Origin of the sequence: Halomonas sp. M4R1S46 (assembly GCF_025725685.1) — a bacterium.
In the GTDB taxonomy this organism is placed as follows: Bacteria; Pseudomonadota; Gammaproteobacteria; order Pseudomonadales; family Halomonadaceae; genus Halomonas.
On the sequence record NZ_CP107008.1, the window covers coordinates 3,635,474 to 3,656,987 of the forward strand.

A 21,514-nucleotide genomic window follows, 5' to 3' on the forward strand; every position below is an offset into this window, starting at 1 on the left:
CCTTGCTCCCTCGTCCCTGTCGAATCCGTTGCGTCGCCGTGCCTCACGCCTCGAGCGCCGATGCCAGCCGGGCCGGCAGGGCCGGCTCCCAGCGATCGAGTTCGAGCGGTGTCACGGCGTCGTGCAGTGCCTGATAGTGCTGCCGGGCCAGGGCGGCGAGGCCGGCCTCCTGCAGCAGGTCGGCGCTGGCCAGGCGCCAGTAGACGCTCTCCCGCGGCGAGCGTGCCGCCGCCAGGCCCGCGTCGAGAACCGCCAGCGCGGCGGCCAGCCCCTCCTCCGCCAGCCGCTCCCGGGCGGTCTCCAGGCCCGCCTGCCAGGGGTCGCCGCCGCCCCCGGCCGATGGCGCCGGGGCACCGGGGCGCGCCTCGAGCCATTCCCGGGTGGCCGGGTCGAGGAAGGCACTGCCATCGCTGAAGGTCAGCGCCTCCAGTCCCGGCAGCCGGGCCACGAAGCGCTCGGCCTCGTCGCGGATCGCCTCGGCGCAGCGCGGATGCTCCAGCCTGTCGGCCATCTCGGCGCTCAACCGATGGCCCTCGAGCCAGTAGGGGGCGAGCGCCAGGCTGTTCTCGATGCGCTGCCAGTCCGCGAGGGTCGGCCGCCCGCCCGCGGCCTCGCGGTACTCCGCGGCGCGGTCGGCGGACACCGGCGCCAGTTCGGTACGCTGGCCGTCGCGGGTCATCGGCAGCCCCTGGATGGTGTGCCAGATGGCGTGGCGCCGCAGTCGGTAGCCCAGCGCCTCGCCCGGCGACTGGTCGTTGAGGAAGTCCGCCATCTTGAGCAGCGCCTGGCGGTTGCCCCGCTCGTTGCCGGCCTCGAGGCGGGCCTCCGGCGCCCGCGGCGCCGTCGCGGCCGTCTCGGCGGGGGTGTCCCGCGGGCCCTCGCCGCCCACGGACGATGCCGGGGCGGACGTTGGCGGGGCGGGATTCGCCGCCGCCGGCGTGGCCTTGTCCAGCAGCCGCGAGAGTTCCTCCAGCGCCGGGGCCGGCAGCGCCTGCTCGGCGGCCCGGTCACGCAGCCGCGCCAGCGCGTCCCGGCAGGCCTGGTGCTCCTCGGCGGCGCCCTGGAAGTCGAGCGTCCCGGCCAGTGTCACCGCGCGCTGGGTGAACTGCTGGAAGAGCTTCGGCCGGGCCCGCCTGCCGCGCACCCCGGCATAGGGGTAGGCCGTCGTCCACCAGTGCGCGAGGGCGCCGTCGAGCAGCGCGAGCGACAGGGCGAAGCGCACCGCGTCGCCGCCCTGCTGCAGGCAGTGCAGCAGGTGGCCGAGCACCCGCAGGTCCTTGCCGGTGTCGGCGAGCAGGCCGGCGGCCCGGGCCTCGGCTCCCGCCCAGTCGACCTCGCCGTGCTGCAGCGAGCCGACCTTCATCATCTCCTCGTCGAGCCAGGCGAAGGCCTCGGTGTCCGTCACCGGCTGGCCGACCTCGTCGGCCAGGGGGGCCAGCAGGGGCTCGAGCTGGGCGTCCTGGGTGATTCGCATGGGGATCCTCGTTACCAGCGGCACATGGCGCGCAGCGGGGCGATCGCCGAGCGCAGGCCGCTCACGTCGAAGCGCAGGCCATCGATGGCGGGCCGCTCGCTGGCCAGGGTCAGTCGCGCCGTGCCCAGCAGGCGCTTCAGGGTGGCGATGGCCGGCAGCCCGCGGCCGCCGCTGAGCACATGGCCACCGTCCAGCACCCGCCAGGTCTGGTCCAGCGCGACGCCTGTCCCCTGCAGCCGCAGCGGGGCCCGCGGGGCCTCCAGCGGCTCGCTCAGGTGCAGCTGGAAACGGGTGATGGCGGCGTCGCAGCTGATCACCAGCAGCGGCCGCGGGGGCACCGTGCCGAGCGCCGGGGCGCTCATCAGCACGGTATCCGGGGTCTCGCGCACCATCAGGCCGACATCGTCGGCGGCCCGCTCGGCCTCCTGGGCGGCCACGGCCTGCCACAGGGACGAACGCGGGGCGACATCGGCGACCTCGGCGGTCTCCCGGAACAGGGCGTCGTAGCATTGCAGCCGCGCCAGCCGGGAGCTCTGCGTGGCACAGGCCCGGGCCTCGGCGAGACGCGAGTCCTCGGCCTGGACGCTCGGGGCGCCGGCCAGCAGGGCGAGGGCCAGGCCGGCCAGCCGCCAGCGGCCCGTGGCGCCCGTCGCGGGGGCATGGCGTGTCGTCAGGGTCGCGGTCATGGGGTATCCAGTTGCAGCTGTCGGCACTTGTGGGCCAGGGTCCGCTTGGGCAGGCCGAGGCTCTCGGCCGCCAGGGAACGGTTGCCGTCGAAGCGGGCCAGGCGCTGGCGGATCAGCGTCGCCTCGTAGTCGCGCAGCGCTCGGCGCAGGTCGGCGACCTCCTCGGAGGCCGCCCGCGGCGGCGGGGCCTCGGCGCCCGTCGCCTCCGCCGGTTCCCGGGGCAGGCCGGCCGGCGGCAGCGCCTCGGGGACGATGTCCTCGCCGTCGCGGGTCATGGCACAGGCGTAGTCGATGAGGTTCTTGAGCTCGCGCACATTGCCGGGGTAGTCCCGCTCGCCGAGGGCCCGCAGGGCGGCGCGGCCCAGGCCGATGTCCTCGCGCCCCTCGCGCCGGCAGAAGTCGGCGATGAAGGCCAGCGCCAGCTCGGGGATGTCCTCGCGGCGCTCGCGCAGGGCGGGCAGCGCCAGCGGAAACTGGCCGAGCCGGTAGTAGAGGTCGGCACGGAAGGCCCCCTCGCGGATGCGGCGATGCAAGGGCTGGTGGGTGGCCGCCACCAGGCGCAGGTCGACGCGGCGCTCCTCGCTGGCCCCCAGCGGCCGGTAGCGGCCGCTCTCCAGCACCCGCAGCAGCTTGGCCTGCAGGGCCAGCGGCATGTCGCCGATCTCGTCGAGGAACAGGGTGCCGCCGTCGGCCTGGCCGAGCAGCCCCTCCCGCGCCCGGTCGGCGCCGGAGAAGGCGCCCCGGGCATGGCCGAAGAGCTCGGACTCCAGCAGGCTCTCGGGAATCGCCGCGCAGTTGATCGCCATGAAGGGCCCCTCGGCCCGCGACGAGACCTGGTGGATGCCGCGGGCCACCAGGTCCTTGCCGGTGCCGGTCTCGCCCTGCAGCAGCACGGCCAGGTGGGTCTCGGCGGCGCGCACCAGCTGGTCGCGCAATGCGCGGATGGCCGGCGAGGCGCCGCGGATATCGCGCCCCAGCCGCTCGCTCAGGCCGCGCCGCCGGGCCCCGTCGTTGAGCTTGGCCAGGGAGTCACGCAGCAACGCCTGGTGCTGGCGCTCGTCGTGCTGGCGGACCTGCCAGGCCCAGAGGTGGCACCACAGCGCCTCGAAGGCCTGGAAGTCGGCGCTGGCCAGCAGCGGCTCGAGGTCGGCGGCCGGGCCGGCCAGGCCCAGCACCCCGAGCCACTCGCGCTGGCCGTCGCGGGCGCGCAGCGGCTGCACGACCAGGCGCCAGGCCGCGGGCAGCCCGGCGACCGCCGCCTGGAAGGCCTCGTGATCCAGCCGCGAGCGCGCCTCGCCGAGCCCCAGGGCCAGGCGCTCGCCGCGGCGGATGGCGTGGGCATAGGGATGGCGGAAGTCGTCGCAGGCCAGCCACGGTCGGTCGTCGTCGTCGCCGCCCAGCCAGCGCCCGCTGGCGTCCAGGGCGAGACAGCGCACCCAGGGCAGGCCCTGGGCATCGCCCAGCAGCGCGACGCCGCGCCGGCGCAGCTCGGCCGGCGTGCGGCTCTCGACCAGCCGCAGCGCCTCGCGCATGCCGGCCAGCGCCGGGCCCGTCGCGGTCGCTCCTTCCCCGTGCAGCACGCCGTTCCTGCTCACGTCATGCCACCTCCGCGGAGAAGCCATCCTCGGCGACGCCCAGGGTCACCCGGGTCACCGGCTCGCGGCGCGCCAGGCGCTCGAGCAGGGCCCGCGAGACCGGCGGCAGCAGCTCGCCGTCGATCACCGACTCGAGCATCCGTGCGCCGTTCTCGCTGCGCGTGGCCCGGGCGCAGATGGCCTCGGCCAGGGCCGGGTCGAGCACCACCTCGGCCTCGCGGTGACGGTCGCGGATGCGCCCGGCCAGGGTCGCGAGCTTGGCGCCGACGATATCGTGGAGGATCTCCCGGGACAGCGGCAGGTAGGGCACCACCTCCATGCGCGCCAGCAGCGCCGGCCGGAAGAAGTCGGCCAGCACCGGGTAGAGGGCCTCGTCCATGGCCGCGCGGTCGTCGGCGTGGCGCACGATGGCGTCATGGCCCAGGTTCGAGGTCATGAAGAACAGCACGTTGCGGCAGTCGATGGCGCGCCCTTCCCCGTCGGCCAGCTCGCCCTTGTCGAAGGCCTGGTAGAAGAGGTTGAGCACGTCCGGGTGGGCCTTCTCGACCTCGTCGAGCAGCACCACCGAGTAGGGACGCTGGCGGATCGCCTCGGTCAGCAGGCCGCCCTCGCCGAAGCCCACGTAGCCGGGCGGCGAGCCGATCAGCCGGGAGACGGTGTGCTTCTCCTGGTACTCGGACATGTTGATGGTGGTCAGGAACTGGCGGCCGCCGTAGAGGCTCTCGGCGATCTGCACCACGGTCTCGGTCTTGCCCACCCCACTGGGCCCGACCAGCAGGAAGGCCCCCAGCGGGCGTCCGGGGCGGCGCAGGTCGGCGCGGGCGGTGAGCAGGTGGCGGTGGAGGCGCTCGACGGCCAGGTCCTGGCCCTTGATCAGCCGGCCCAGCGCCTCCGGCAGCTCGGTGAGTCGCACCAGCTCGTCGCGGGTCATGCGCTCCACCGGCACGCCGGTCCAGTCGCCGATGACCTGGGCGACCTGGGCCTCCTCGACAGTGGCGTTGACCAGGGCGAACTCCTGCTGCAGCTCGGCCAGGCGGGCCTCGTGATCGGCCAGGGCCGCCGCCTGCCGGTCGCGGCGCTCGAGATCCTCGTCCTCGCCATCGAGCAGCGCGCGGTGCAGCCCGAGGATGGCCTCGACGCAGTCGCGCTGCTCTCCCCAGGCCGTCTCCAGGGTCTCCAGCTCCTCGCCCAGCCGCGCCAGGCGCGCGTCCAGGGCATCCAGGCGACCGGCCTCGGGGGAACGCCCCAGCAGCGCCTCGCGGTCGAGCTGGTCGCGCTCGCGCCAGGCGGCCAGGTGCTCGCTGTTGAGGTGGCTGAGCCGCCGCGGCGGGGTGTCCAGGGCCTGGGCGAGCCGGGTGCAGGCGGTGTCGAGCACGTCGATGGCCTTGTCGGGCAGCTGGCGGCCGGCCAGGTAGCGGGCCGAGAGCTCCGCGGCGGCGCGCAGGCCGCTGTCGCCGATCAGCACGCCGTGGGTCGCCTCGTAGACGTCGCGCAGGCCGCGCAGGATGACCAGCGCCTCCTCGACGCTGGGCTCGCCCAGGGCGATGGGCTGGAAGCGCCGCGACAGCGCCGGGTCCTTCTCGACGTGCTTCTTGTACTCGCGCCAGGTGGTGGCGGCGATGGTGCGCAGTTCCCCCCGGGCCAGGGCCGGCTTGAGCAGGTTGGCGGCGTCGGCGCCGCCCTCCGGGTTGCCGGCGCCGATCAGGGTATGGGCCTCGTCGATGAACAGCAGCGTCGGGGTGGTGGCCTGCTTGACCTCCTCGATCACCGCCTTGAGGCGCTTCTCGAACTCGCCCTTGACCGAGGCGCCGGCCTGCAGGGCGCCGAGATCCAGGGACACCAGTTCCACGCCGGCCAGCGCCGCGGGCACCCGGCCCTCGACGATCCGCGAGGCCAGCCCCTCGACCACGGCGCTCTTGCCGACCCCGGCCTCCCCCACCACGATGGGATTGTTCTTGCGTCGGCGACCGAGGATGTCGAGCATCTGGTCGATCTCCGCATCCCGGCACAGCACCGGGTCGAGCTCGCCGCGGCGGGCCTGCTCGGTGAGCGAGGTGGCGAAGCGCGCCAGGGCGCCGTCGTCCGTGCCTGCGCCGCGCCCCGCGGCCTCGCCCCCGGTCTCGGCGCCGGGCACCGCGGCCTCGGCGGAGTCCCGGGTCAGCCGGGCGAAGTCGCGGCGCAGACGCTCGCGGTTGATGCCGGCCAGCAGCCGCTCGCCGCGCGGCCCCAGGTAGCGCCCGGCATGATGCAGCAGGGCGGTGAAGATCACCCCGCTGCGCAGCGCGCGGTGATCGAGCTCGGTGCTCGCCAGCAGCCAGGCGTCCTGCAGCAGCTCGACCAGCAGCGGCGAGAAGCTCGGCGTGGTGACCGCCAGGTCGCGGGGCGGCCGGGCATCCTCGGCCAGCGCCCGGCGCAGCTCGGCGAGCGCGATGCCCTCGCCGTCGAGCAGCACCCGCACATCGCACAGCGGCTGGTCGACGAACGCCAGCAGCAGGTGGGAGGCGCCGATCTCGGGGGCCTGCTGCTCGGCGCACAGCCCCGCAGCCGCCTCCAGTCCCTGGCGGGCGATGGCGTTGAGTCGGTCGATCAGTGCCGGTAGCTCTACCCTGAGCATGGTCTCTCCCTCGGTGTTGCCGTCGATGGCTAGTTGATGATCCGTTCCAGCAGCCGGCCGACCTGGTCGGCCTGGGCGTCCAGCGACCACGCCAGGCCGGCGTAGACCGCCGACAGGGCCAGGGCGAAGAGCGCGACGATGCCCCACAGCGGCAGGCCGTCGCCCTGGCCGCGCGGAGCGGTGACCACGTTGTCCAGGGGGCGGGTCAGGGTCTCCTCGTCGGGCTCGTCGAGGGCGGCCAGCTGGTCACCGAGCTCGCGCAGGATCTGCTCGTACTCCTCGCGCCCGTGCGGCATGACCCGGTAGCGGCCCTCGAAGCCCAGGCACAGGCAGAGGTAGATGAAGGCCAGCATGTCGCGATAGCGGCGGGGCTCCTGGCGCAGCCGGGCGAGGATCGAGAAGACCTTCTCGCCGCCCCAGGTCTCGTTGTGGAAGCGCGCCAGCAGCGAATGGCCCGCCCACTCGCTCTGCTGCCCCCAGTCGGTGCTCATCACCGCCTCGTCGATGAAGGAGCACAGCACGTAGCGATAGGCCAGCAGGGTCGGCCGGTCGTAGCCCTGCTCGGTCAGCTCGACCTCGATGGCGGCGATCTCGTCGACCACCTGGCGGTAGAGGCGCTCGATGTCGTCGAGCCGGTCGAGCTGGCGGACCCGGACCACCATGCCCAGCAGCGAGCTGGCGGCATCCACCAGCGGGTTGAGGCTGTGGCCGCGCAGCCGGAACCAGTAGTCCTCGTCGGCATCCAGGTGGCCGGCATGGCTGTGGATCAGTCGCTCCAGGCCCTGGACATCGATGCTGTCCTCGTGGCGCCGGGCGTCGTCGCGGGTGGCGAGTTCGTTCATGGCTTAGCTCCTGATCGCCCAGAACTGCATTTCCAGCCCCGGGAAGTCGCCGGCGACATGGAAGGCGAAGCCGCTGGCCCCGCGCAGCATGCTCCAGGCCTCGCTGTGCCGGTCGAGGCGGAAGTAGGTGTAGCCGGCATGGAAGGGCAGCTGGCGCGGCGCCACCGGCAGCGGCTCGAGGGGGATGCCCGGCAGCTGCAGGCTGATGAGGTCGCGGATGCGCTCGACGCTGGCCACCTTGGTCTGCTGCACGAACAGCTTGCGCAGCCGCTCCGGCGGCAGGTCGGCGCGCACCGCGAGGATGAAGTCGGCGTCGTCGAGCAGGCTGAGGTCGGCCAGTGTCGCCACCTTCAGGCCGAAGCGCCGGGACTGCAGCTGGATGGCCAGCGCCCGGGGCTCGAGCACCGTGGACAGCGACTGGCGCAGGCTCTGCATCAGCGGCCGGAAGGCGGCCTCGGGATGGTCGTGGTCATAGGCCGGGTACTCCGGCGGCAGCCGCGACTCGCCGGTGAAGGTGGTCAGCTCGCTGCAGGTCTCGAGCATGTCGGCGTAGAGCCGCTCGGGGTGCAGATGGCCGAGCCGGGCCAGGTGCTGGAAGCGCGGCTGGGCCCGGTTGAGCGACTGCAGCAGCATGAAGTCGGCGACGTCGGCCACCCCGGTCTGGCTGGGGGTGGCCAGCCGCTGGGCCAGGTTGCGGGCCCGCTCGCGCATCAGCCCGGCCATCTCGCCGACGAAGCGCTGCAGCACCGGGGCGGCCTGGACATTGAGCAGGGTCGGCAGGAAGCCCTCGTCGAGCACCAGGCTGCCGTCCGGGCGCCGCTCGAGGATGCGCGCCACGGCCAGGCAGGCATAGGCACTACGGTCCTCGTTCTCGAGCAGCAGCCGCGGGGCGACCCGCGCCAGCTCGAGGTCGGCCAGGTCGCCGTCCCGGGAGTGCAGGTCGCGCACCCCGCGGGACGCGGCCCGGTAGCGCGACGGCAGCGTCGCGGCCTCCCAGCCGACCTCGGCGACGCCGTCGGTGGCCAGCGGCACGCCGAGGTAGACCACCTGGTTGGTGATCGAGGCATCCTTGATCTCCAGCGGCTGGGGCTCCAGGTCGTCGTCGGGCAGCTGGAAGGCGGTGCCGTCGGGCATCACGCCGCTGGCGCGGCTCAGGGCGATGCGCCCGAAGCTCAGGTACTCGGCATTGAGCTCCAGGGACAGGAAGCCGTGCAGATGGCCGCCGACGCCGCGCAGGCGGCTGTCGATCAGGCCCTCCAGGCTGCGTTGCTGCTGCTGGAAGTGCTGGGGCTTGATGAACAGCCCCTCGCTCCATACCACTCGGTTGCGACTGGCCATCAGGTCTCCTTCCTCAGCGCGGCCTCGCGCTCGTGCAGGTGCACCAGCAGGTGATAGTCCCGGCCCCGGTCGTCGATGCGCACGACCTTCTTCCACTGCGCCTGATCCGGCTCGGCATAGAAGGCGATGATGCCGATGTAGCGGGTGTCCTCCTCGACCTCGAAGGGCTCGTAGAACTTGAACTGGCCGGGCAGCAGGGTGAAGTCGTCATGGGCCAGGTAGTTGGTGCCGAGGGCCTCCTCCAGGTCGTCGCGCAGCTGGCGATGGTCGGCCGCCATCAGCATGGAGTCGTCCTTGAGCTGCAGGATCTGGAAGCGCAGCGGCGCGCCCTTCCCCTCGCCGTTGGGATTGACGTCGCCGGCGGCGAGCATGCTGAGATCGACCCGCGACGGCCGATCCTCCGGATAGCCCACCGGAATGGCGGGATCGCGCACCACCTGGTAGGTCTTGCCGGCGGCCTCGAAGGTCGAGGCGCAGCCGCCCAGCGCCAGCAGCAGGCTCAGCCCGAGGACCAGGCGACAGGACAGGGGCACGGCCCGGGCGGGACGAGGTGTCATGCGCCCTCCCGCTGCTGGCGGCGCAGCGACTGGTCGTAGGCCTGCTCGAAGACCTCCCAGAACAGCTTCTCGAAGCCCTGCTGGCGGCCGGAGTTGAGCTCCTGGTAGTAGTGGCGGTACATCTCCCAGGCCCAGCCGCCCTCTTCCTCGCCCTGGCGGCCGGCGCCGCGGTAGGCATGGAAGCGCTTGAGCAGCGCGTCCGGCGAGAAGGCCTCGAGGATCGCGCCCAGGGCATCGCCGATGGCCTCCTCGACGGCGGCCTGGTGCTGCTGCTGGTGCTCCAGGCACTCCGCCACCGCCGCCGGCGCGGAGAGGTGCACCGGGCTGCGCTGGGCCGCGAACAGCGTGGTCAGGGTCTGGGCGTAGGGCTGGCCGAGGCGCAGCGGATTGTCCTCGATGGGCTGCAGGCGGCGGTCGCGCAGCGGATAGCGGCTGCCGTCATGGGCCTGGTGCAGCGCCAGCAGCCCTTCCAGGGTGGCCCGGAGGGTGCGGCCGGCCTCCTCGAGGAAGGCGTGCTGCTCGGCGCTGTCGCGAAAACGCAGCTCGCCGCCCAGGGTGGTGAGCAGCGGCGAGGCGCCGATATGGCCGCCCTCCCCGCCCGCGGCCGGCTCCTGCCAGCGTTCCTCGAGCTGCTCGCCGACCGAGCGTTCCAGATCGTTCAACAACCGTTCGTCCATGTGCGGGTCCTCGTATCGTCGATTCAGCGGTGCCGCCGGGGCGGGCGACGGCTCGCCCCGGCCGTCCAGGGCATCGAGCAGGCCGTGGGGGTCGTCCTCGCCGGCGCTCTCCTCGTCGGCCAGGGCGGCCATGGGGTCCTGGTGACGGTGGGCCGGCGAGGCCTCGCCCAGCGCCGCCAGGGGATCCTGCTGGGGCGACGGGGCGAGGGCCGTGGCCGGCGGCGCCTCGGGGGCGTCGAGTCGCTCGTGCTCCTCGTCCACCAGGGTCGCCAGGGGCTGCACGCCGGCGCTGTGGGCCTGGCGGTCGCCGAGGTGCACGCGCAGCCGGTATTCGCCGACCTGCAGCTCGTCGCCGTCGCGCAGTGCCACCCGTCGCTCGCGGCCGATGGGCAGGGTCGCGCCGTTGACGAAGGTCTGGCCGCAGCGGTCGACCAGGCAGAAGCGCCCGTCGAGGCGCTGGATCTCGGCATGACCCGGCCGCACCCGGCCGGCATGGTCCTGCAGCAGCCAGTCGTCGGCCGTGGCGCTGCCCAGGGTGCCGCCCGGCGCGCGGAACACGTGACTGCTGGTGGAGCGGCCCTCGAGCCGTTCGCTGTTGGTGACCACCAGGGTGATGGCCTGCTGCGTGGGCGTCGTGTTCATGGGTGTGTCACCGTGTCATCTGTATGCGGATGCGGCGCCGCCGGGGCGCCGCGTCGGCCTCGGGCTGGACGAAGGTCGTCCAGCCCAGCTGGCAGCTGCCGCCCTCGCCCAGCCGCATGGGGCGGACCTCGCTCTCCAGCAGCTCGAGTTCCAGGTCATAGGCCAGGGGCTCGCGGAGCACGAAGTCGATCAGGGTGCGCAGGGCCTGGTGATCGCGCCCGTCGGGCAGGAAGTCGCGGAAGCGCGCCAGGTCCAGGCCGCGCAGGCACAGCGCGAACTTGCCGCTGATGTCGTCGACCCGGCTGCCGGCGACCATGTCCTGGCCCAGGGTGGCGCAGGCCAGGCCGGTGCGGCTGAGCTGGTCCACCGGGATCTCGACCCGGCGCAGCACCCAGGGCTCGACCTCGACCCCGTCGAGGTCGAAGCAGTGGCCGACGATGCCCGCCACCACGTCCGGCGAGCGCGAGCGACCGGCCAGCAGGCCGGCATAGGCCAGCATCTTGCTCCAGTTGATCGGCGTCTCGCCGCGCAGCCGCTCGTCGGCCAGCCCGACCAGGGCGAAGATCGCCGCCGAGAAGCCATCCTCGGCCCCCTCCTGGTAGCGCACGTGGTGGCGGTACTTGCGCCAACCACGGTGCAGCAGCGACAGCAGCCGATGGTTGAACAGGTCGAGGAAGTCGCCGGCCGCCCCCTCGCGGTGGGCGTCGGCATGGGCCATCGCCTCCAGGTAGTAGCCCGGCAGGGGCGACTGGGCGCCCTGCAGTCCCAGGAAGCTGACGCGCAGGGCGTAGCGCCCGGTCTCGCGGGGCGCGAGGTCGACCACGTCGCTGCCCGGGAAGCCCAGCGAGGCCGACGCCTGGAAGCGCACGCGCTCGGTGGCCGGGTCGGCCTCGCGGTCCCCCTCGAGGTCGTCGCCGTGGTGCCGGTGGAGCAGCTCGACCAGCTGGTAGAAGTCGTAGCGTCGGGCCCCGTCGACCAGGGGCGCCAGCGCTACATCAGGGGCTGCTGGCCCGACTGCAAGGTCCATGCGTAGCGCTCGCGGTTGTGGAGGTTGGTGACGTGCAACTCGTGGAAGGAGTTGATGCTGGCGTACAGCGAGAAGAACCGGGACAGCACGCTGGCGAACAGGAAGAGGCTGCCCTCGTCGCCGAAGGCCTCCTGGTCCAGGGTCATCTCGGAGCGCAGGCCGCGCACCGGCAGGCCCCGATGGAGCCGGTCCACCGGCTGGGTCCGGATGTCGACGATGCCGGCCAGGCGCCGCTGGGCGATGCGCTCGGCCTGGCGGTCGACCAGGGCGCGGAAGTCGTAGACGCGCAGCACCGAGCGCAGCGCGTCGCGGTCGAGCAGCGACAGGTAGTTGAGCGACAGGTTGGAGATCAGCGTCCACAGCAGGCTGCCGTCGAGGGTCGGGCGCATCGCCGGGGTCGGCCGGGTGATGTTGCGAAAGCCGGCGAAGGCCGGGCTGTCCTCGGTGGGCCGGCAGACGTCGCCGATGGTCAGCCGCTCCGGCAGCTCGCGGTTGGAGCAGGTCAGGCGCAGCGAGACGGTCTCGCGCAGCCCCAGGCAGGCCTGCTCGTCGCCGCGCACGAAGGCGATGTCGTGGTCGAAGCCGTCGCCGCGCAGGCTGTCGCGGACTCGCACCCGGTAGTAGAGCGCCTGGCGTCCCCGGTCGCGCTCGACCTGGTGCTCGAAGCTCTCGAAGGGCACGTAGCGGCGCGGCTCGCCGCGAATGCGCCCGGCCTCGCTCTCCAGCCAGCCCGAGACGTCGTCGACGCTGAACACCTCGTAGTGGGCGGGAAAGCGGCTGCTGGGCCGGATGCGGTACTCGCTGCGCTCGCCGCTGAGGTCCACGGGGTCGGCGTCATGGGCGAAGAGGTTGATCGCCGGGGTGCAGTAGAGCGCCAGGCTCTCGTCCCCCACCCGGGCATCCGCCGGCAGGGTGCGGGTAAAGGTGAAGCGCAGGGTCAGCCGCTCGGCCGGGCGCGGCGGCAGGTAATCGCCCAGGCCCTGCAGGTCGAAGAACTGGAAGGCCTCGGGGAAGCACAGGTACTCCTGCAGGATGCGGTAGCCCTGGTAGACGTTGCGCGGGTACGGCAGCAGGGCATCCTCGGCGGCGAAGCCGACCGGCGCCAGCAGGCGGGAGGGCAGCGGCAGCCGCTGGCCGTCGACCTCCAGCTCGAGGCCGGCCAGGTAGTGGCTCAGCCACAGGTAGAGGGTGCGGGCCGTGTAGCCGCTGCCGCCCAGGTGCAGGCGCAGGTCGCCCACCCCCAGGGCATCGAGGGGCTGGTCGCTGTGCACCGCCAGGTCGAGCTCGACCACCGAGGCCTCCCGGGAGTGGCGGGCGGTGACCCCGTCGTGGGCCAGGGGATAGAGCGTCAGTTCGTGGCAGGTGCGAAAGCCGCAGGCCGTGCCCTCGACCTCGCGACTGGCCAGCGAGGTGCCGCGGGGCACCGACTGGGCGCCGCTCAGGCCGTGCCAGTGGGGGGCGAACTGCACCACCGTCATGCTCGGCACCGGCCGCAGGTAGTTGGGCCACAGCATGCCGATCAGCGAGTGGGTGAGTTCGGGGAACTCGTCATCGACCTTCTCGCGCAGCCGCCCGGACAGGAAGGCGAACCCCTCGAGCAGGCGCTCGACGTCGGGGTCGGTGCTCTGCTCGGCGAGGAAGCGGCTGAGACCGGGGTTGCCCTCGGCAAACTCGCGGCCCTGACGCTTCAGGAAGTCGAGCTCGTCCCGGTAGTAGCGGTTCAGCATGATGGTCTCAGTTCACGCACTGGTAGCGCTTGTCGTTGAGCAACAGGTCGATGGTGGTCTCGGTGGCGTCGCGCCCCAATTCCAGGGTGGCCTGGACCTGGAAGCGCAACTGCAGCGGGTCACCGTCGTTGGGCTGGGTCTCGACCCGGACGCGCCGGACCCGCGGCTCGTAGCGCTCGATGCACTCGCGGATCGCGCGCTCGACCTTGAGCTCGAGGTCCAGCACGCCCAGCGTGGCGTCGTTGAAGTCCAGCAGGCCCAGCGCCGGGGCACACTCGCTGTGCCCCGGGTGGCTGTTGAGCAGGTCGACCAGATGGCGCTTGATGGAGACCAGGGTGGCCTCCAGCGCCCGCTCGCCTGTCGGCACCGGGCGCTCCGGTGCCGACAGGCGCTCGAAGAGCCGCGCGCCGGGCCGCCCGTCGCGTTCCCTGAAGGCGGTCATGGCGTCAGTCCTTGTCGAGGCGTCCCACCAGCGACAGCTCGAAGTTGGCGCCCATGTACTTGAAGTGCGGGCGGACCGCCAGCGAGACGCGATACCAGCCCGGGTCGCCCTCGACGTCCGCGACCTGCACCGAGGCGGCGCGCAGCGGACGGCGGCTGCGCACGTCGGCCGGCGGGTTTTCCTGGTCGGCGACGTACTGGCGGATCCAGGTATTGAGCTCGCGCTCCAGGTCCTGGCGCTCCTTCCAGGAGCCGATCTGCTCGCGCTGCAGCACCTTGATGTAGTGGGCCAGGCGATTGACGATGAACATGTAGGGCAGCTGGGTGCCGAGCTTGAAGTTGGTCTCGGCCTCGCGCCCCTCGGGCGTGTTGGGGAAGGTCCTGGGCTTCTGCACCGAGTTGGCGGAGAAGAAGGCGGCGTTGTCACTGCCCTTGCGCATGGTCAGCGAGATGAAGCCCTCCTCGGCCATCTCGAATTCCCGCCGGTCGGTGACCAGCACCTCGGTGGGAATCTTGCTCTGCAGCTGCCCCAGCGCCTCGTAGGTGTGCACCGGCAGGTTCTCCACCGCCCCGCCGCTCTGCGGCCCGATGATGTTCGGGCACCAGCGATACCTGGCGAAGCTGTCGTTGAGGCGCTCGGCGAGCAGGTAGGCGGTATTGCCCCACAGGTAGTGGTCGTGGCTCTCGCTGACCGACTCCTCGTAGTGGAAGGTCTTGACCGGGTTCTCGACCGGGTCGTAGGGCATGCGCAGCAGGAAGCGCGGCGCGGTGAGCCCCAGGTAGCGGGCGTCCTCGGACTCGCGCAGGCTGCGCCAGCGGGCGTACTTGGGCCCCTCGAAGATCGCCTGGAAGTCCTTGATGTTGGGCAGCTCCTCGAAGCTGTCGATGCCGAAGAAGCTCGGCGCCACCGAGGACAGGAAGGGCGCGTGGGCCATGGCGCCCACCGAGGCGGTGTACTGCAGCAGCTTGATGTCGGGGGTCGAGGGCGTGAAATCGTAGTGACCGATCATCGCCGCCACCGGCTCGCCGCCGAACTGGCCGTACTCGGCCGCATAGACGTGCTGGTAGAGGCCGCTCTGGCTGATCTCGGGGGCGAACTCGAAGTCCTCGAGCAGCTCCTCCTTGGTGGCGTGCAGCACGTTGAGCTTGATGTTCTCGCGAAAGTCGGTGCGGTCGACCAGCAGCTTGAGGCCCCGCCAGGCCGACTCGAGATGCTGGAAGCCCGGGTCGTGGAGGATCTCGTCGACCTGATGGCCGATCCTGCGATCCAGCTCGACGATCATCCGGTCGACCACCGACTTGTTGACCTGCGCCTGGCCGTCGTCGCTCTTCAACAGCTCGCCGATGAAGGCGGCGACGCCCTGCTTGGCCACGTCGTAGCCCTCGTCGGCGGGGGCCATGCGCGTCTGGGCCATCACCTGGTCGAGCAGGGATCCCTCGGCGCGGGCCTCGGCGGCGGGGGCCTGGGAAGGGGTGGTGGATTCGCTCATGAGGGGTGCCTCGCTTCCATGCGTGAAGGGATCAGGCGTCGCCCGGGGAGGGGGCGTCGTCGAGCAGCTCGAGCTCGCTCAGCAACTGATCCCGAGCCTCGGGGTTCTCGATCAGGGCCTGCAGGCGCTCGCGAAAGGCCGGCACATTGCCCAGCGGTCCCTTGAGCGCCACCAGCGCCTCGCGCAACTCGACGAGCTTACGCAGCTCGGGCACCTGGCGCGCCACGCTGTCGGGGGCGAAATCCGCCAGGGACTGGAAGCTCAGGTCCACGGAGAGCTCCTGCCCGTCCTCTTCCTCCAGGCGGTTGGGCACGCTGGCCTGCAGCCCCAGGCCGGCCTCACGCATCACCGACTGGAAGTTGTTCTTGTCCACCGAGACGGCGTCGCGCTCCTCGATCGGCGTTTCCTCGGCGCCGCCCTTGAAGTCGCCGACCACCAGCAGCTTCTGCGGCAGCTCGGTCTCGGCTTGCTGGTCCCCGGTGGCAGGCACGTACTTGATGTTGATGCGCTCCTTCGGCGCAACGGACCCTTCTTTGGCCATCTTCGAGCTTCCTCCCTGCGTATGACGGCGCGACGCCCCTGTGGCCGGCCCTTTTCTCGGAGCCGTGTCCTGTCGGGCGCAGGCGATGCGGCATGTGGACGACCGGTCAGGACGGCCGTCCGTGGCATCGCCGAATGTGGGCGCGAGGGTACCAAGCCGAATGAGGCTCGTGGGACGACCCCTAAGGGGGCAGGAGGCCCCAGGCCGGGCCGCCCGGCGAGAGCAAGGAAGGGAAATGCACCGAAAGGACACCATCGTCATCGAACATCAGGAAAAAGGACTTGCGCAGGCGCAGTCAACCACCCTCGATGTGAGACATTTCCTACATGAGAGAACCCATATCACTTACATGCGCTGTCAGCGGAACTACGCCCCGATGCCCGCTCCAGGGGCGATGCACCGCGGGCCAGGGCCATGATGCCCTCGCTCGGCATCGGCCGGGCCAGGCCGAACCCCTGTACGTGGGTGCAGCCGTAGCGCTCCAGGGCCGCCAGGCTGGCCAGGTCCTCGACGCCCTCGGCGACCACCCGGATGCCCAGTCGCCGCCCGAGCAGCGCCACGGCCTCGACGATGGCGGCATCCTGCAGGTCCTCGTGGAGGCGACTGACGAAGCTACGGTCGACCTTGAGCTCGCTGATCGGCAGCAGCTGCAGGCGCGCCAGGGACGAGAACCCCACGCCGAAGTCGTCCACCGAGACCTCCAGCCCGGTGAGGTGCAGGCGGGCCGCCACCTCGCTGCTGAGCAGTTCGTCCTCCATGGAGGCGGTCTCGGTGATCTCCAGCACCAGCGGCGCCCCGCCGGCCGAATGCCAGCCCTTGCGGACCAGGGAGACCAGTTCCTGGCACATCAGGTCATCGGGGGTGACGTTCATCGACAGCGACAGGTTGAGACCGTCCTCGCGCCAGCGGGCGGCATCGGCCATGGCCAGCTGCAGCACGCGACGGGTCAGCAAGCGGCTCTGGGCCGGGGTCAGCAGCGGCAGGAAGTCGCCGGGCACCAGCAGGCCCGCCTCGGGATGGTTCCAGCGCACCAGGGCCTCGACGCCGGACAGCCGTCGGGTCGCCAGGTCGAACTGGGGCTGGTAGTGGAGGATCAGCTCCTGGCGGGCAAAGGCCAGTTCCAGCTCCTCCTGGTGGAAGAACGGCGGCCGGATCTCGGGCGGCCCGGGGCTCGCCTCCCCCTCCAGGCCCTCCAGGCATTCGCGCAACTCGCCGAGCCGCATGGGCTTGTCCAGGGAGGGCAGCATGTTGAGCCCCAGGGCCTCGCCCAGCCGCTCGGCGATGCGCGCCACCTTGCGCTCGACGCCGCTGAGCAGCAGGACCCGTCCCCTATAGCGGCACTCGGCGAGCCGGCGCAGCATCGCAATGCCGTCGTGCTCGCCGAACGCCAGTCCCATGACGACGAGCTGTGGCGCCTTGGCCAGCACCTCGCCGACCAGGTGGTGGGAATGCCGGCAGTAGCGCGTCTCCACCCCCAGCACCCGCAACTGGACCGCCAGGGCGGCGGCGGCATCCGGATCGTCCTCGAGCAATACCGCCAGGGCATGAGGGGAGGACTCATTCATCAGCACGGCTTCCGATAGATGAAAAGCCTAGCGTATCAGTCTCGCCGCCTCCCGACCCAGGCGCCCACGTGATCGCCCTCAACGCAGCCTCAGCCGATGGGGCCGGCGACCACTCTCAGCGCCAGCGCCAGCAGCAGCACGCCGGTGGCCCGGTTGATCCAGTGGGCACGCGCCTGCAGCCAGGGCAGGACCCGGGAATGGGAGAGGCTGACCGCCACCAGCACGTACCAGCCACCATCGATGATCATCGCCGTGAGCACGATGATCGCCCGGGCCGCCAGGCTCATGTCCGGCGTCACGAACTGGCTGAGCAGGGCGATGAAGAACAGGATCAGCTTGGGATTGCCCAGCGCCACCAGCATGCCCTCCCGGGCGGCCTGGCTCCCCGAGGTGGCCATGGCCTCGGCGCGGAGCGCCCCGGCGCGGCCGGCACGCAGCGCCTTGATCCCCAGCCAGGCCAGGTAGGCCGCCCCGCCCCAGGTGATGGCCTGGAACAGCAGGGGAAAGCGCACGATCAGCGCCCCCAGCCCCCAGACGGTCAGCAAGGCATAGAGCCCGACGCCCAGGGCATGGGACAGCGCCGCCGCCACCCCGGGCAGGCGCCCGCCGCCCAGGGTGTGGCGCAGCACCAGGGCCAGGCTCGGCCCCGGCGACATGGCCCCCATGGCGCAGACCGCGGCCAGCGACATCCACAGCGAAAACGGCATGATCAATCTCCTCGGGTCGTGGGCGGCGTGGCCTCAGCGGTGAAACTGCCCGGCCCGCTCGGGCTGCCAGAGGAGCGCCTCGATGTGCAACCGGGCCGGCTCGCCACCAGGCAGCGGCCAGTCGATGACATCCCCGACCCGCAGGCCGAGCAGGGCCGCCCCCACCGGCGCCATCACCGAGACGCCATCCTCGGTCTCGGGCAGCGCGCGCGGATAGACCAGGGTGCGGATGCTGCGTCGCCGGCGCGCCAGGTCCGTGAACAGTACCTGGCTGTTCATGCTCACCACGTCCTCGGGAATCTCCTGCGGATCGACCACCTCGCCACGCAGCAGCTCGGCTTCCAGGGCCTCCGCCACGTCGCGGTCACCGCTGGCCTCGTCGATCAGGCGCTGCAGGCGCTCGGCATCCAGGCGGTTGATGATCAAGGGGGGACGCTGCGTCATCACTGACCTCCATGTATCGTCCGGGCCGACCCCCTCCCGGGAGCCAACGCAAACAGCCCTCCCCCCGCTGACGGGAGAAGGACTGCAACACATCTCACCATACGATATCCCCGCGGCCAGGGACAGCGCCAGCGGCGTGGCGGGTCAGCCCCGCCCCTCGTCCACGGGCAACGCGGCCAGGGCCCGGGCCACTTCCTGCATGTCGAGATCGGCGAGGTGGCCGCCGGTCTCGATCATGGCGCTGTGCTCGGCCAGCGGCCGCCAGCGCCGCTGGGGGCGGGCGTAGAGCCCGAGGGTCGGCCGATTCCAGGCGCTCGCCATGTGCAGCACCGCCGTATCGGGGGTCACCACCAGGGCGGCATGCTTCACGATGGCCACGCTGTGCGGCAGGCTCACCGCCAGCGGCAGGCAGTGCACATCGGGCATGTCGGCCGCCAGCCGGCGCGCCTTGTCCTCGCCGCCGGGGCCGAAGACCATCACCACGGGCAGGCCCGGGATGTCGCGCAGCAGTTCGCAAAGCCGCCGCCCCTGCTCGAGGGACAGCTGGCGCGCCGGATGACTGCCATCCAGGTTGAGGGCGACATAGGGGCGCAGCGGTGCCACGCTCCGCCGGACCCGTTCCTCGTCGTCGGCGGCGATCGGAAACTCATAGGCTCCCCGCACCTCGGCGATGCCGGCCTCCCGCATCAGGTCGGCCCAGCAGTGCGGACGAGCCTCGCCACGATCCAGCATCGCCTGGGCCTCGCCACGCAGCGACGCGTAGCAGCGCATCGGTGAGGCCCCCAGCTTCAGGTTGCAGCGTGCCCGCAGGGTGCCGACGAAGCACCGGGTGATCGGGTTATCGCGGATGGTGCCTTCCACGCAGAGATCGACGCGGCCATGGCGGGCGCGAAGCTCGCGGGCCACGCCACGCATCGCCCGCAGGTCCTTGGCGTCGGCGAGGGTCACCACCTCGACACTCTCGTCCGCGAGCCGCCGGAAGACGATCTCGTTGTAGCTCGAGGCGACGATGACCAGGCGGGACACCCCGCGGGCCTGCAGCGCCCGGATGACCGGGAACACGGCCATGCCGTCCCCGATCCGCTTGGGCACGAACAGCACCGCCGTGTGCAGGGTGTCGGGCACCCGCGACTCCGGGGTGTAGTCGTAGCGCCATTGGCTGTAGCGCAGGCGAAGGGTCCGGCGGGGATGGCGCAGGAGCTGCTGGAAGAATTTGGCGGAAGCGGCCATAGATGACGTCGATCACCAGACACTGAAAAAAGGAAAGCAGGCGCGCCCTCGGCCATCGTCGCGAGGCACCAGGCCTCGCCCCGGCTGGCGGGCGGACCGCCGACCCGCTGTATCCGGGAGGCCTGACCAGACGGACGCCCGCCCGGGAACCAACGAAAACAGCCCTCCCCCCGCAAGCACGAGAGAAGGACCGGACGCCTACCATACGATATCGCGAGGCCAGACAACAGGGCCGCCACCCGGCAGGATCGGCATGCATCGGCACGGGCGGCCAGGCTACACTGTCGTGACGCCGCCCAGGCGACCCTGGCCGCCAGGACCGGCGCCGGGCCCTGGACCCCCTCCCCCGGACAGCAGGGATCGCATGACCGATGACACCCAGCAAGCGCCGCCCCAGGCCGGCCCACGCAACCTCACGACGCTGATCGCCCTGGTGCAGCAGGCGGGGCGACGACGGGAGGACGTGAGCCTGGAAGCGATCCTCGATGCGGTGGGGCGGCGCAGCTTCGCGCCCTTCCTGCTGATCGCCGGACTGGTCACCCTGGCCCCGCTGCTCGGCGACATCCCCGGGGTGCCCACCCTGATGGCCGGCCTGGTGGTGCTGGTGGCCGCCCAGTTGCTGCTCGGCCGGAGGCATATCTGGCTGCCGCGCGGCCTGTTGCGGCGACGGGTGTCCCGCGAGCGCTTCGTGCGGGTCACGAACTGGATGGTGCGCCCCGCGTGCTGGGTCGACCGCCTCCTGCGAGCGCGCTTGGTCTGGCTCGCCCGCCCCCCGGCCCACCTCCCGGTGGCCCTGACCTGCCTGCTGATCGGCCTGGCGATGCCGCCGATGGAGCTGGTGCCCTTTTCCGCCAACGGGGCCGGCCTGGCGCTGACGCTCTTCGGCCTGGCCCTGCTCGCCGAGGACGGGCTGATGGCGCTGTTGGCCTACCTGCTGACCGGCGGCACCCTGACCCTGGTGGTCATCGGCCTCGCCTGAGGCAGCGACCGTGGAGCCCACGATGCCAGAATCCGGTACTCGACTCAGGCGGGGCGTGGTTCTCGCGGCCGGGGCGGGCTACGCCGCCAAGGGCGTCGTCTATCTGCTGGTGGGCGGCCTGGCCTTCCTGGCGGCGACCGGCCTGGGGGGCGACAACGTCGGGACCCGGGAAGCCCTCTACGGCCTGGCCAGCGAGCCCTTCGGCGACCTGATGCTCGGTGGCCTGGGGGCCGGGCTCGCCGCCTATGCCGCCTGGCGCCTCCTCCAGGCACTGCTGGATACCGAGAACGTCGGTCGCGGCCCCAAGGGCCTCGTCACGCGCCTTGGGTTCCTGATCAGCAGCCTCATTCATGGCAGCCTCGGGCTCTACTGCATCGACCTGCTGCGCGACGCCGCCGGCACCTCGGGACAGGACACGGCCAGCGACCGCACCGCCCTGGTGATGAGCCACCAGGGCGGGCTCTACGCGATCTTCGCCATCGGCCTGGTGTTCATCGCCATCGGCGTGCGGCAGCTGTGGCGGGCCATCCGGCGCACCTACATCAGGAACTGGTACCGCCAGGACCTGGGGCCGCTGCAACGCCGGCTGGCAGACGTCATCACCCGCTGGGGTCTCTCGGCCCGCGGCCTGGTGTTCCAGGTGATCGGCCTGTTCCTGTGCCTTTCAGCCTGGCAGGCCGACCCCAGCGAGGCCCAAGGCCTCGGGGGCGCGCTAAACGTGCTGGCCGCCCAGCCCTTCGGCCCCTGGCTGCTCGGCGCGGTGGCCCTCGGCCTGGCGAGCTACGGCCTCTACTGCCTGATCAATGCCGCCATTCGGGACACCAGCATCGATTGAGGCGGGCGCGTCCGCAGTGGCGACCACTCACCCAACGCGCGACCACATGAGCGGTGCGCCATATCCGATGCACCGCAACAAAAAAACCGGCCCCCGAGGGAGG

Annotated in this window: 19 protein-coding genes; 2 read left to right on the forward strand and 17 right to left on the reverse strand. The window is 71.9% G+C overall.

Features of this window, described 5'->3' with window-relative positions:
- Positions 1-43 precede the first annotated feature (43 nt).
- The 17 genes from tssA to OCT48_RS16850 form a co-directional block, all read right to left on the reverse strand.
- On the reverse strand, positions 44-1,474 hold the full coding sequence (gene tssA, locus OCT48_RS16770; protein WP_263590274.1) for a type VI secretion system protein TssA: 1,431 nt from the start codon (positions 1,472-1,474) through the stop codon (positions 44-46).
- Between the two features lie 11 nt (positions 1,475-1,485).
- A complete protein-coding gene (vasI, locus tag OCT48_RS16775; protein ID WP_263590275.1) occupies positions 1,486-2,160 on the reverse strand; it encodes a type VI secretion system-associated protein VasI in 675 nt (224 codons plus the stop codon).
- Entirely contained in the window at positions 2,157-3,755 is a 1,599-nt protein-coding gene (locus tag OCT48_RS16780; RefSeq protein ID WP_263590276.1) for a sigma 54-interacting transcriptional regulator, read from the reverse strand. The genes vasI and OCT48_RS16780 overlap by 4 nt, the downstream gene beginning before the upstream one ends.
- Before the next feature lies 1 nt (position 3,756).
- The gene (tssH, locus tag OCT48_RS16785; protein WP_263590277.1) at positions 3,757-6,369 is read right to left on the reverse strand and encodes a type VI secretion system ATPase TssH; all 2,613 of its coding nucleotides are present in this window, start codon (positions 6,367-6,369) and stop codon (positions 3,757-3,759) included.
- Positions 6,370-6,398: 29 nt separating this feature from the next.
- Positions 6,399-7,211, reverse strand: a complete 813-nt coding sequence (icmH, locus tag OCT48_RS16790; RefSeq protein WP_263590278.1) for a type IVB secretion system protein IcmH/DotU — start codon at positions 7,209-7,211, stop codon at positions 6,399-6,401.
- 3 nt (positions 7,212-7,214) lie between these two features.
- Positions 7,215-8,549 carry a type VI secretion system baseplate subunit TssK gene (gene tssK / locus OCT48_RS16795; protein ID WP_263590279.1) on the reverse strand — a complete coding sequence of 445 codons (1,335 nt, stop codon included), beginning with the start codon at positions 8,547-8,549 and terminating at the stop codon, positions 7,215-7,217.
- Positions 8,549-9,106: a type VI secretion system lipoprotein TssJ gene (gene tssJ / locus OCT48_RS16800; RefSeq protein WP_263590280.1), complete on the reverse strand. Its 558-nt coding sequence runs from the start codon at positions 9,104-9,106 to the stop codon at positions 8,549-8,551. Before tssJ ends, tssK begins: the two co-directional genes overlap by 1 nt.
- The gene (gene tagH / locus OCT48_RS16805) at positions 9,103-10,425 is read right to left on the reverse strand and encodes a type VI secretion system-associated FHA domain protein TagH (protein WP_263590281.1); all 1,323 of its coding nucleotides are present in this window, start codon (positions 10,423-10,425) and stop codon (positions 9,103-9,105) included. The genes tssJ and tagH overlap by 4 nt, the downstream gene beginning before the upstream one ends.
- A gap of 7 nt (positions 10,426-10,432) precedes the next feature.
- Entirely contained in the window at positions 10,433-11,452 is a 1,020-nt protein-coding gene (gene tssG, locus OCT48_RS16810; RefSeq protein WP_263590282.1) for a type VI secretion system baseplate subunit TssG, read from the reverse strand.
- Positions 11,416-13,179 (reverse strand): type VI secretion system baseplate subunit TssF, encoded by a 1,764-nt coding sequence (tssF, locus tag OCT48_RS16815; RefSeq protein ID WP_263590283.1) that lies wholly within the window; start codon positions 13,177-13,179, stop codon positions 11,416-11,418. Before tssF ends, tssG begins: the two co-directional genes overlap by 37 nt.
- A 7-nt stretch (positions 13,180-13,186) precedes the next feature.
- A complete protein-coding gene (gene tssE / locus OCT48_RS16820; protein WP_263590284.1) occupies positions 13,187-13,621 on the reverse strand; it encodes a type VI secretion system baseplate subunit TssE in 435 nt (144 codons plus the stop codon).
- A gap of 4 nt (positions 13,622-13,625) precedes the next feature.
- Positions 13,626-15,110 (reverse strand): type VI secretion system contractile sheath large subunit, encoded by a 1,485-nt coding sequence (tssC, locus tag OCT48_RS16825; RefSeq protein WP_263590285.1) that lies wholly within the window; start codon positions 15,108-15,110, stop codon positions 13,626-13,628.
- A gap of 31 nt (positions 15,111-15,141) precedes the next feature.
- Positions 15,142-15,651: a type VI secretion system contractile sheath small subunit gene (gene tssB / locus OCT48_RS16830; protein ID WP_263590286.1), complete on the reverse strand. Its 510-nt coding sequence runs from the start codon at positions 15,649-15,651 to the stop codon at positions 15,142-15,144.
- 341 nt (positions 15,652-15,992) lie between these two features.
- Entirely contained in the window at positions 15,993-17,216 is a 1,224-nt protein-coding gene (locus OCT48_RS16835; protein ID WP_263590287.1) for an EAL domain-containing protein, read from the reverse strand.
- A gap of 89 nt (positions 17,217-17,305) precedes the next feature.
- Positions 17,306-17,923 carry a LysE family translocator gene (locus tag OCT48_RS16840; protein ID WP_263590288.1) on the reverse strand — a complete coding sequence of 206 codons (618 nt, stop codon included), beginning with the start codon at positions 17,921-17,923 and terminating at the stop codon, positions 17,306-17,308.
- Positions 17,924-17,956: 33 nt separating this feature from the next.
- The gene (rnk, locus tag OCT48_RS16845) at positions 17,957-18,367 is read right to left on the reverse strand and encodes a nucleoside diphosphate kinase regulator (RefSeq protein ID WP_263590289.1); all 411 of its coding nucleotides are present in this window, start codon (positions 18,365-18,367) and stop codon (positions 17,957-17,959) included.
- A 144-nt stretch (positions 18,368-18,511) separates the two neighbouring features.
- Complete coding sequence (locus OCT48_RS16850; protein ID WP_263590290.1) at positions 18,512-19,597, reverse strand: glycosyltransferase family 9 protein; 1,086 nt, start codon at positions 19,595-19,597, stop codon at positions 18,512-18,514.
- Between the two features lie 364 nt (positions 19,598-19,961).
- Between OCT48_RS16850 and OCT48_RS16855 the strand changes: the two genes are divergently transcribed.
- Positions 19,962-20,576 (forward strand): exopolysaccharide biosynthesis protein, encoded by a 615-nt coding sequence (locus OCT48_RS16855; RefSeq protein WP_263590291.1) that lies wholly within the window; start codon positions 19,962-19,964, stop codon positions 20,574-20,576.
- Between the two features lie 22 nt (positions 20,577-20,598).
- On the forward strand, positions 20,599-21,411 hold the full coding sequence (locus tag OCT48_RS16860; protein ID WP_263590292.1) for a DUF1206 domain-containing protein: 813 nt from the start codon (positions 20,599-20,601) through the stop codon (positions 21,409-21,411).
- Positions 21,412-21,514: the final 103 nt, after the last annotated feature.

Excerpts from the sequence above, each read along its gene's own strand:
- tssF (WP_263590283.1), bottom strand. The coding sequence starts at position 13,179 with ATGCTGAACCGCTACTACCGGGACGAGCTCGACTTCCTGAAGCGTCAG.
- tssK (WP_263590279.1), bottom strand. The coding sequence starts at position 8,549 with ATGGCCAGTCGCAACCGAGTGGTATGGAGCGAGGGGCTGTTCATCAAG.
- tssB (WP_263590286.1), bottom strand. The coding sequence starts at position 15,651 with ATGGCCAAAGAAGGGTCCGTTGCGCCGAAGGAGCGCATCAACATCAAG.
- rnk (WP_263590289.1), bottom strand. The coding sequence starts at position 18,367 with ATGACGCAGCGTCCCCCCTTGATCATCAACCGCCTGGATGCCGAGCGC.
- OCT48_RS16850 (WP_263590290.1), bottom strand. The coding sequence starts at position 19,597 with ATGGCCGCTTCCGCCAAATTCTTCCAGCAGCTCCTGCGCCATCCCCGC.
- OCT48_RS16855 (WP_263590291.1), top strand. The coding sequence starts at position 19,962 with ATGACCGATGACACCCAGCAAGCGCCGCCCCAGGCCGGCCCACGCAAC.
- tssE (WP_263590284.1), bottom strand. The coding sequence starts at position 13,621 with ATGACCGCCTTCAGGGAACGCGACGGGCGGCCCGGCGCGCGGCTCTTC.
- tssJ (WP_263590280.1), bottom strand. The coding sequence starts at position 9,106 with ATGACACCTCGTCCCGCCCGGGCCGTGCCCCTGTCCTGTCGCCTGGTC.
- tssA (WP_263590274.1), bottom strand. The coding sequence starts at position 1,474 with ATGCGAATCACCCAGGACGCCCAGCTCGAGCCCCTGCTGGCCCCCCTG.
- tssH (WP_263590277.1), bottom strand. The coding sequence starts at position 6,369 with ATGCTCAGGGTAGAGCTACCGGCACTGATCGACCGACTCAACGCCATC.
- icmH (WP_263590278.1), bottom strand. The coding sequence starts at position 7,211 with ATGAACGAACTCGCCACCCGCGACGACGCCCGGCGCCACGAGGACAGC.
- OCT48_RS16835 (WP_263590287.1), bottom strand. The coding sequence starts at position 17,216 with ATGAATGAGTCCTCCCCTCATGCCCTGGCGGTATTGCTCGAGGACGAT.
- vasI (WP_263590275.1), bottom strand. The coding sequence starts at position 2,160 with ATGACCGCGACCCTGACGACACGCCATGCCCCCGCGACGGGCGCCACG.
- OCT48_RS16860 (WP_263590292.1), top strand. The coding sequence starts at position 20,599 with ATGCCAGAATCCGGTACTCGACTCAGGCGGGGCGTGGTTCTCGCGGCC.
- OCT48_RS16840 (WP_263590288.1), bottom strand. The coding sequence starts at position 17,923 with ATGCCGTTTTCGCTGTGGATGTCGCTGGCCGCGGTCTGCGCCATGGGG.
- tssC (WP_263590285.1), bottom strand. The coding sequence starts at position 15,110 with ATGAGCGAATCCACCACCCCTTCCCAGGCCCCCGCCGCCGAGGCCCGC.
- tssG (WP_263590282.1), bottom strand. The coding sequence starts at position 11,452 with ATGGACCTTGCAGTCGGGCCAGCAGCCCCTGATGTAGCGCTGGCGCCC.
- tagH (WP_263590281.1), bottom strand. The coding sequence starts at position 10,425 with ATGAACACGACGCCCACGCAGCAGGCCATCACCCTGGTGGTCACCAAC.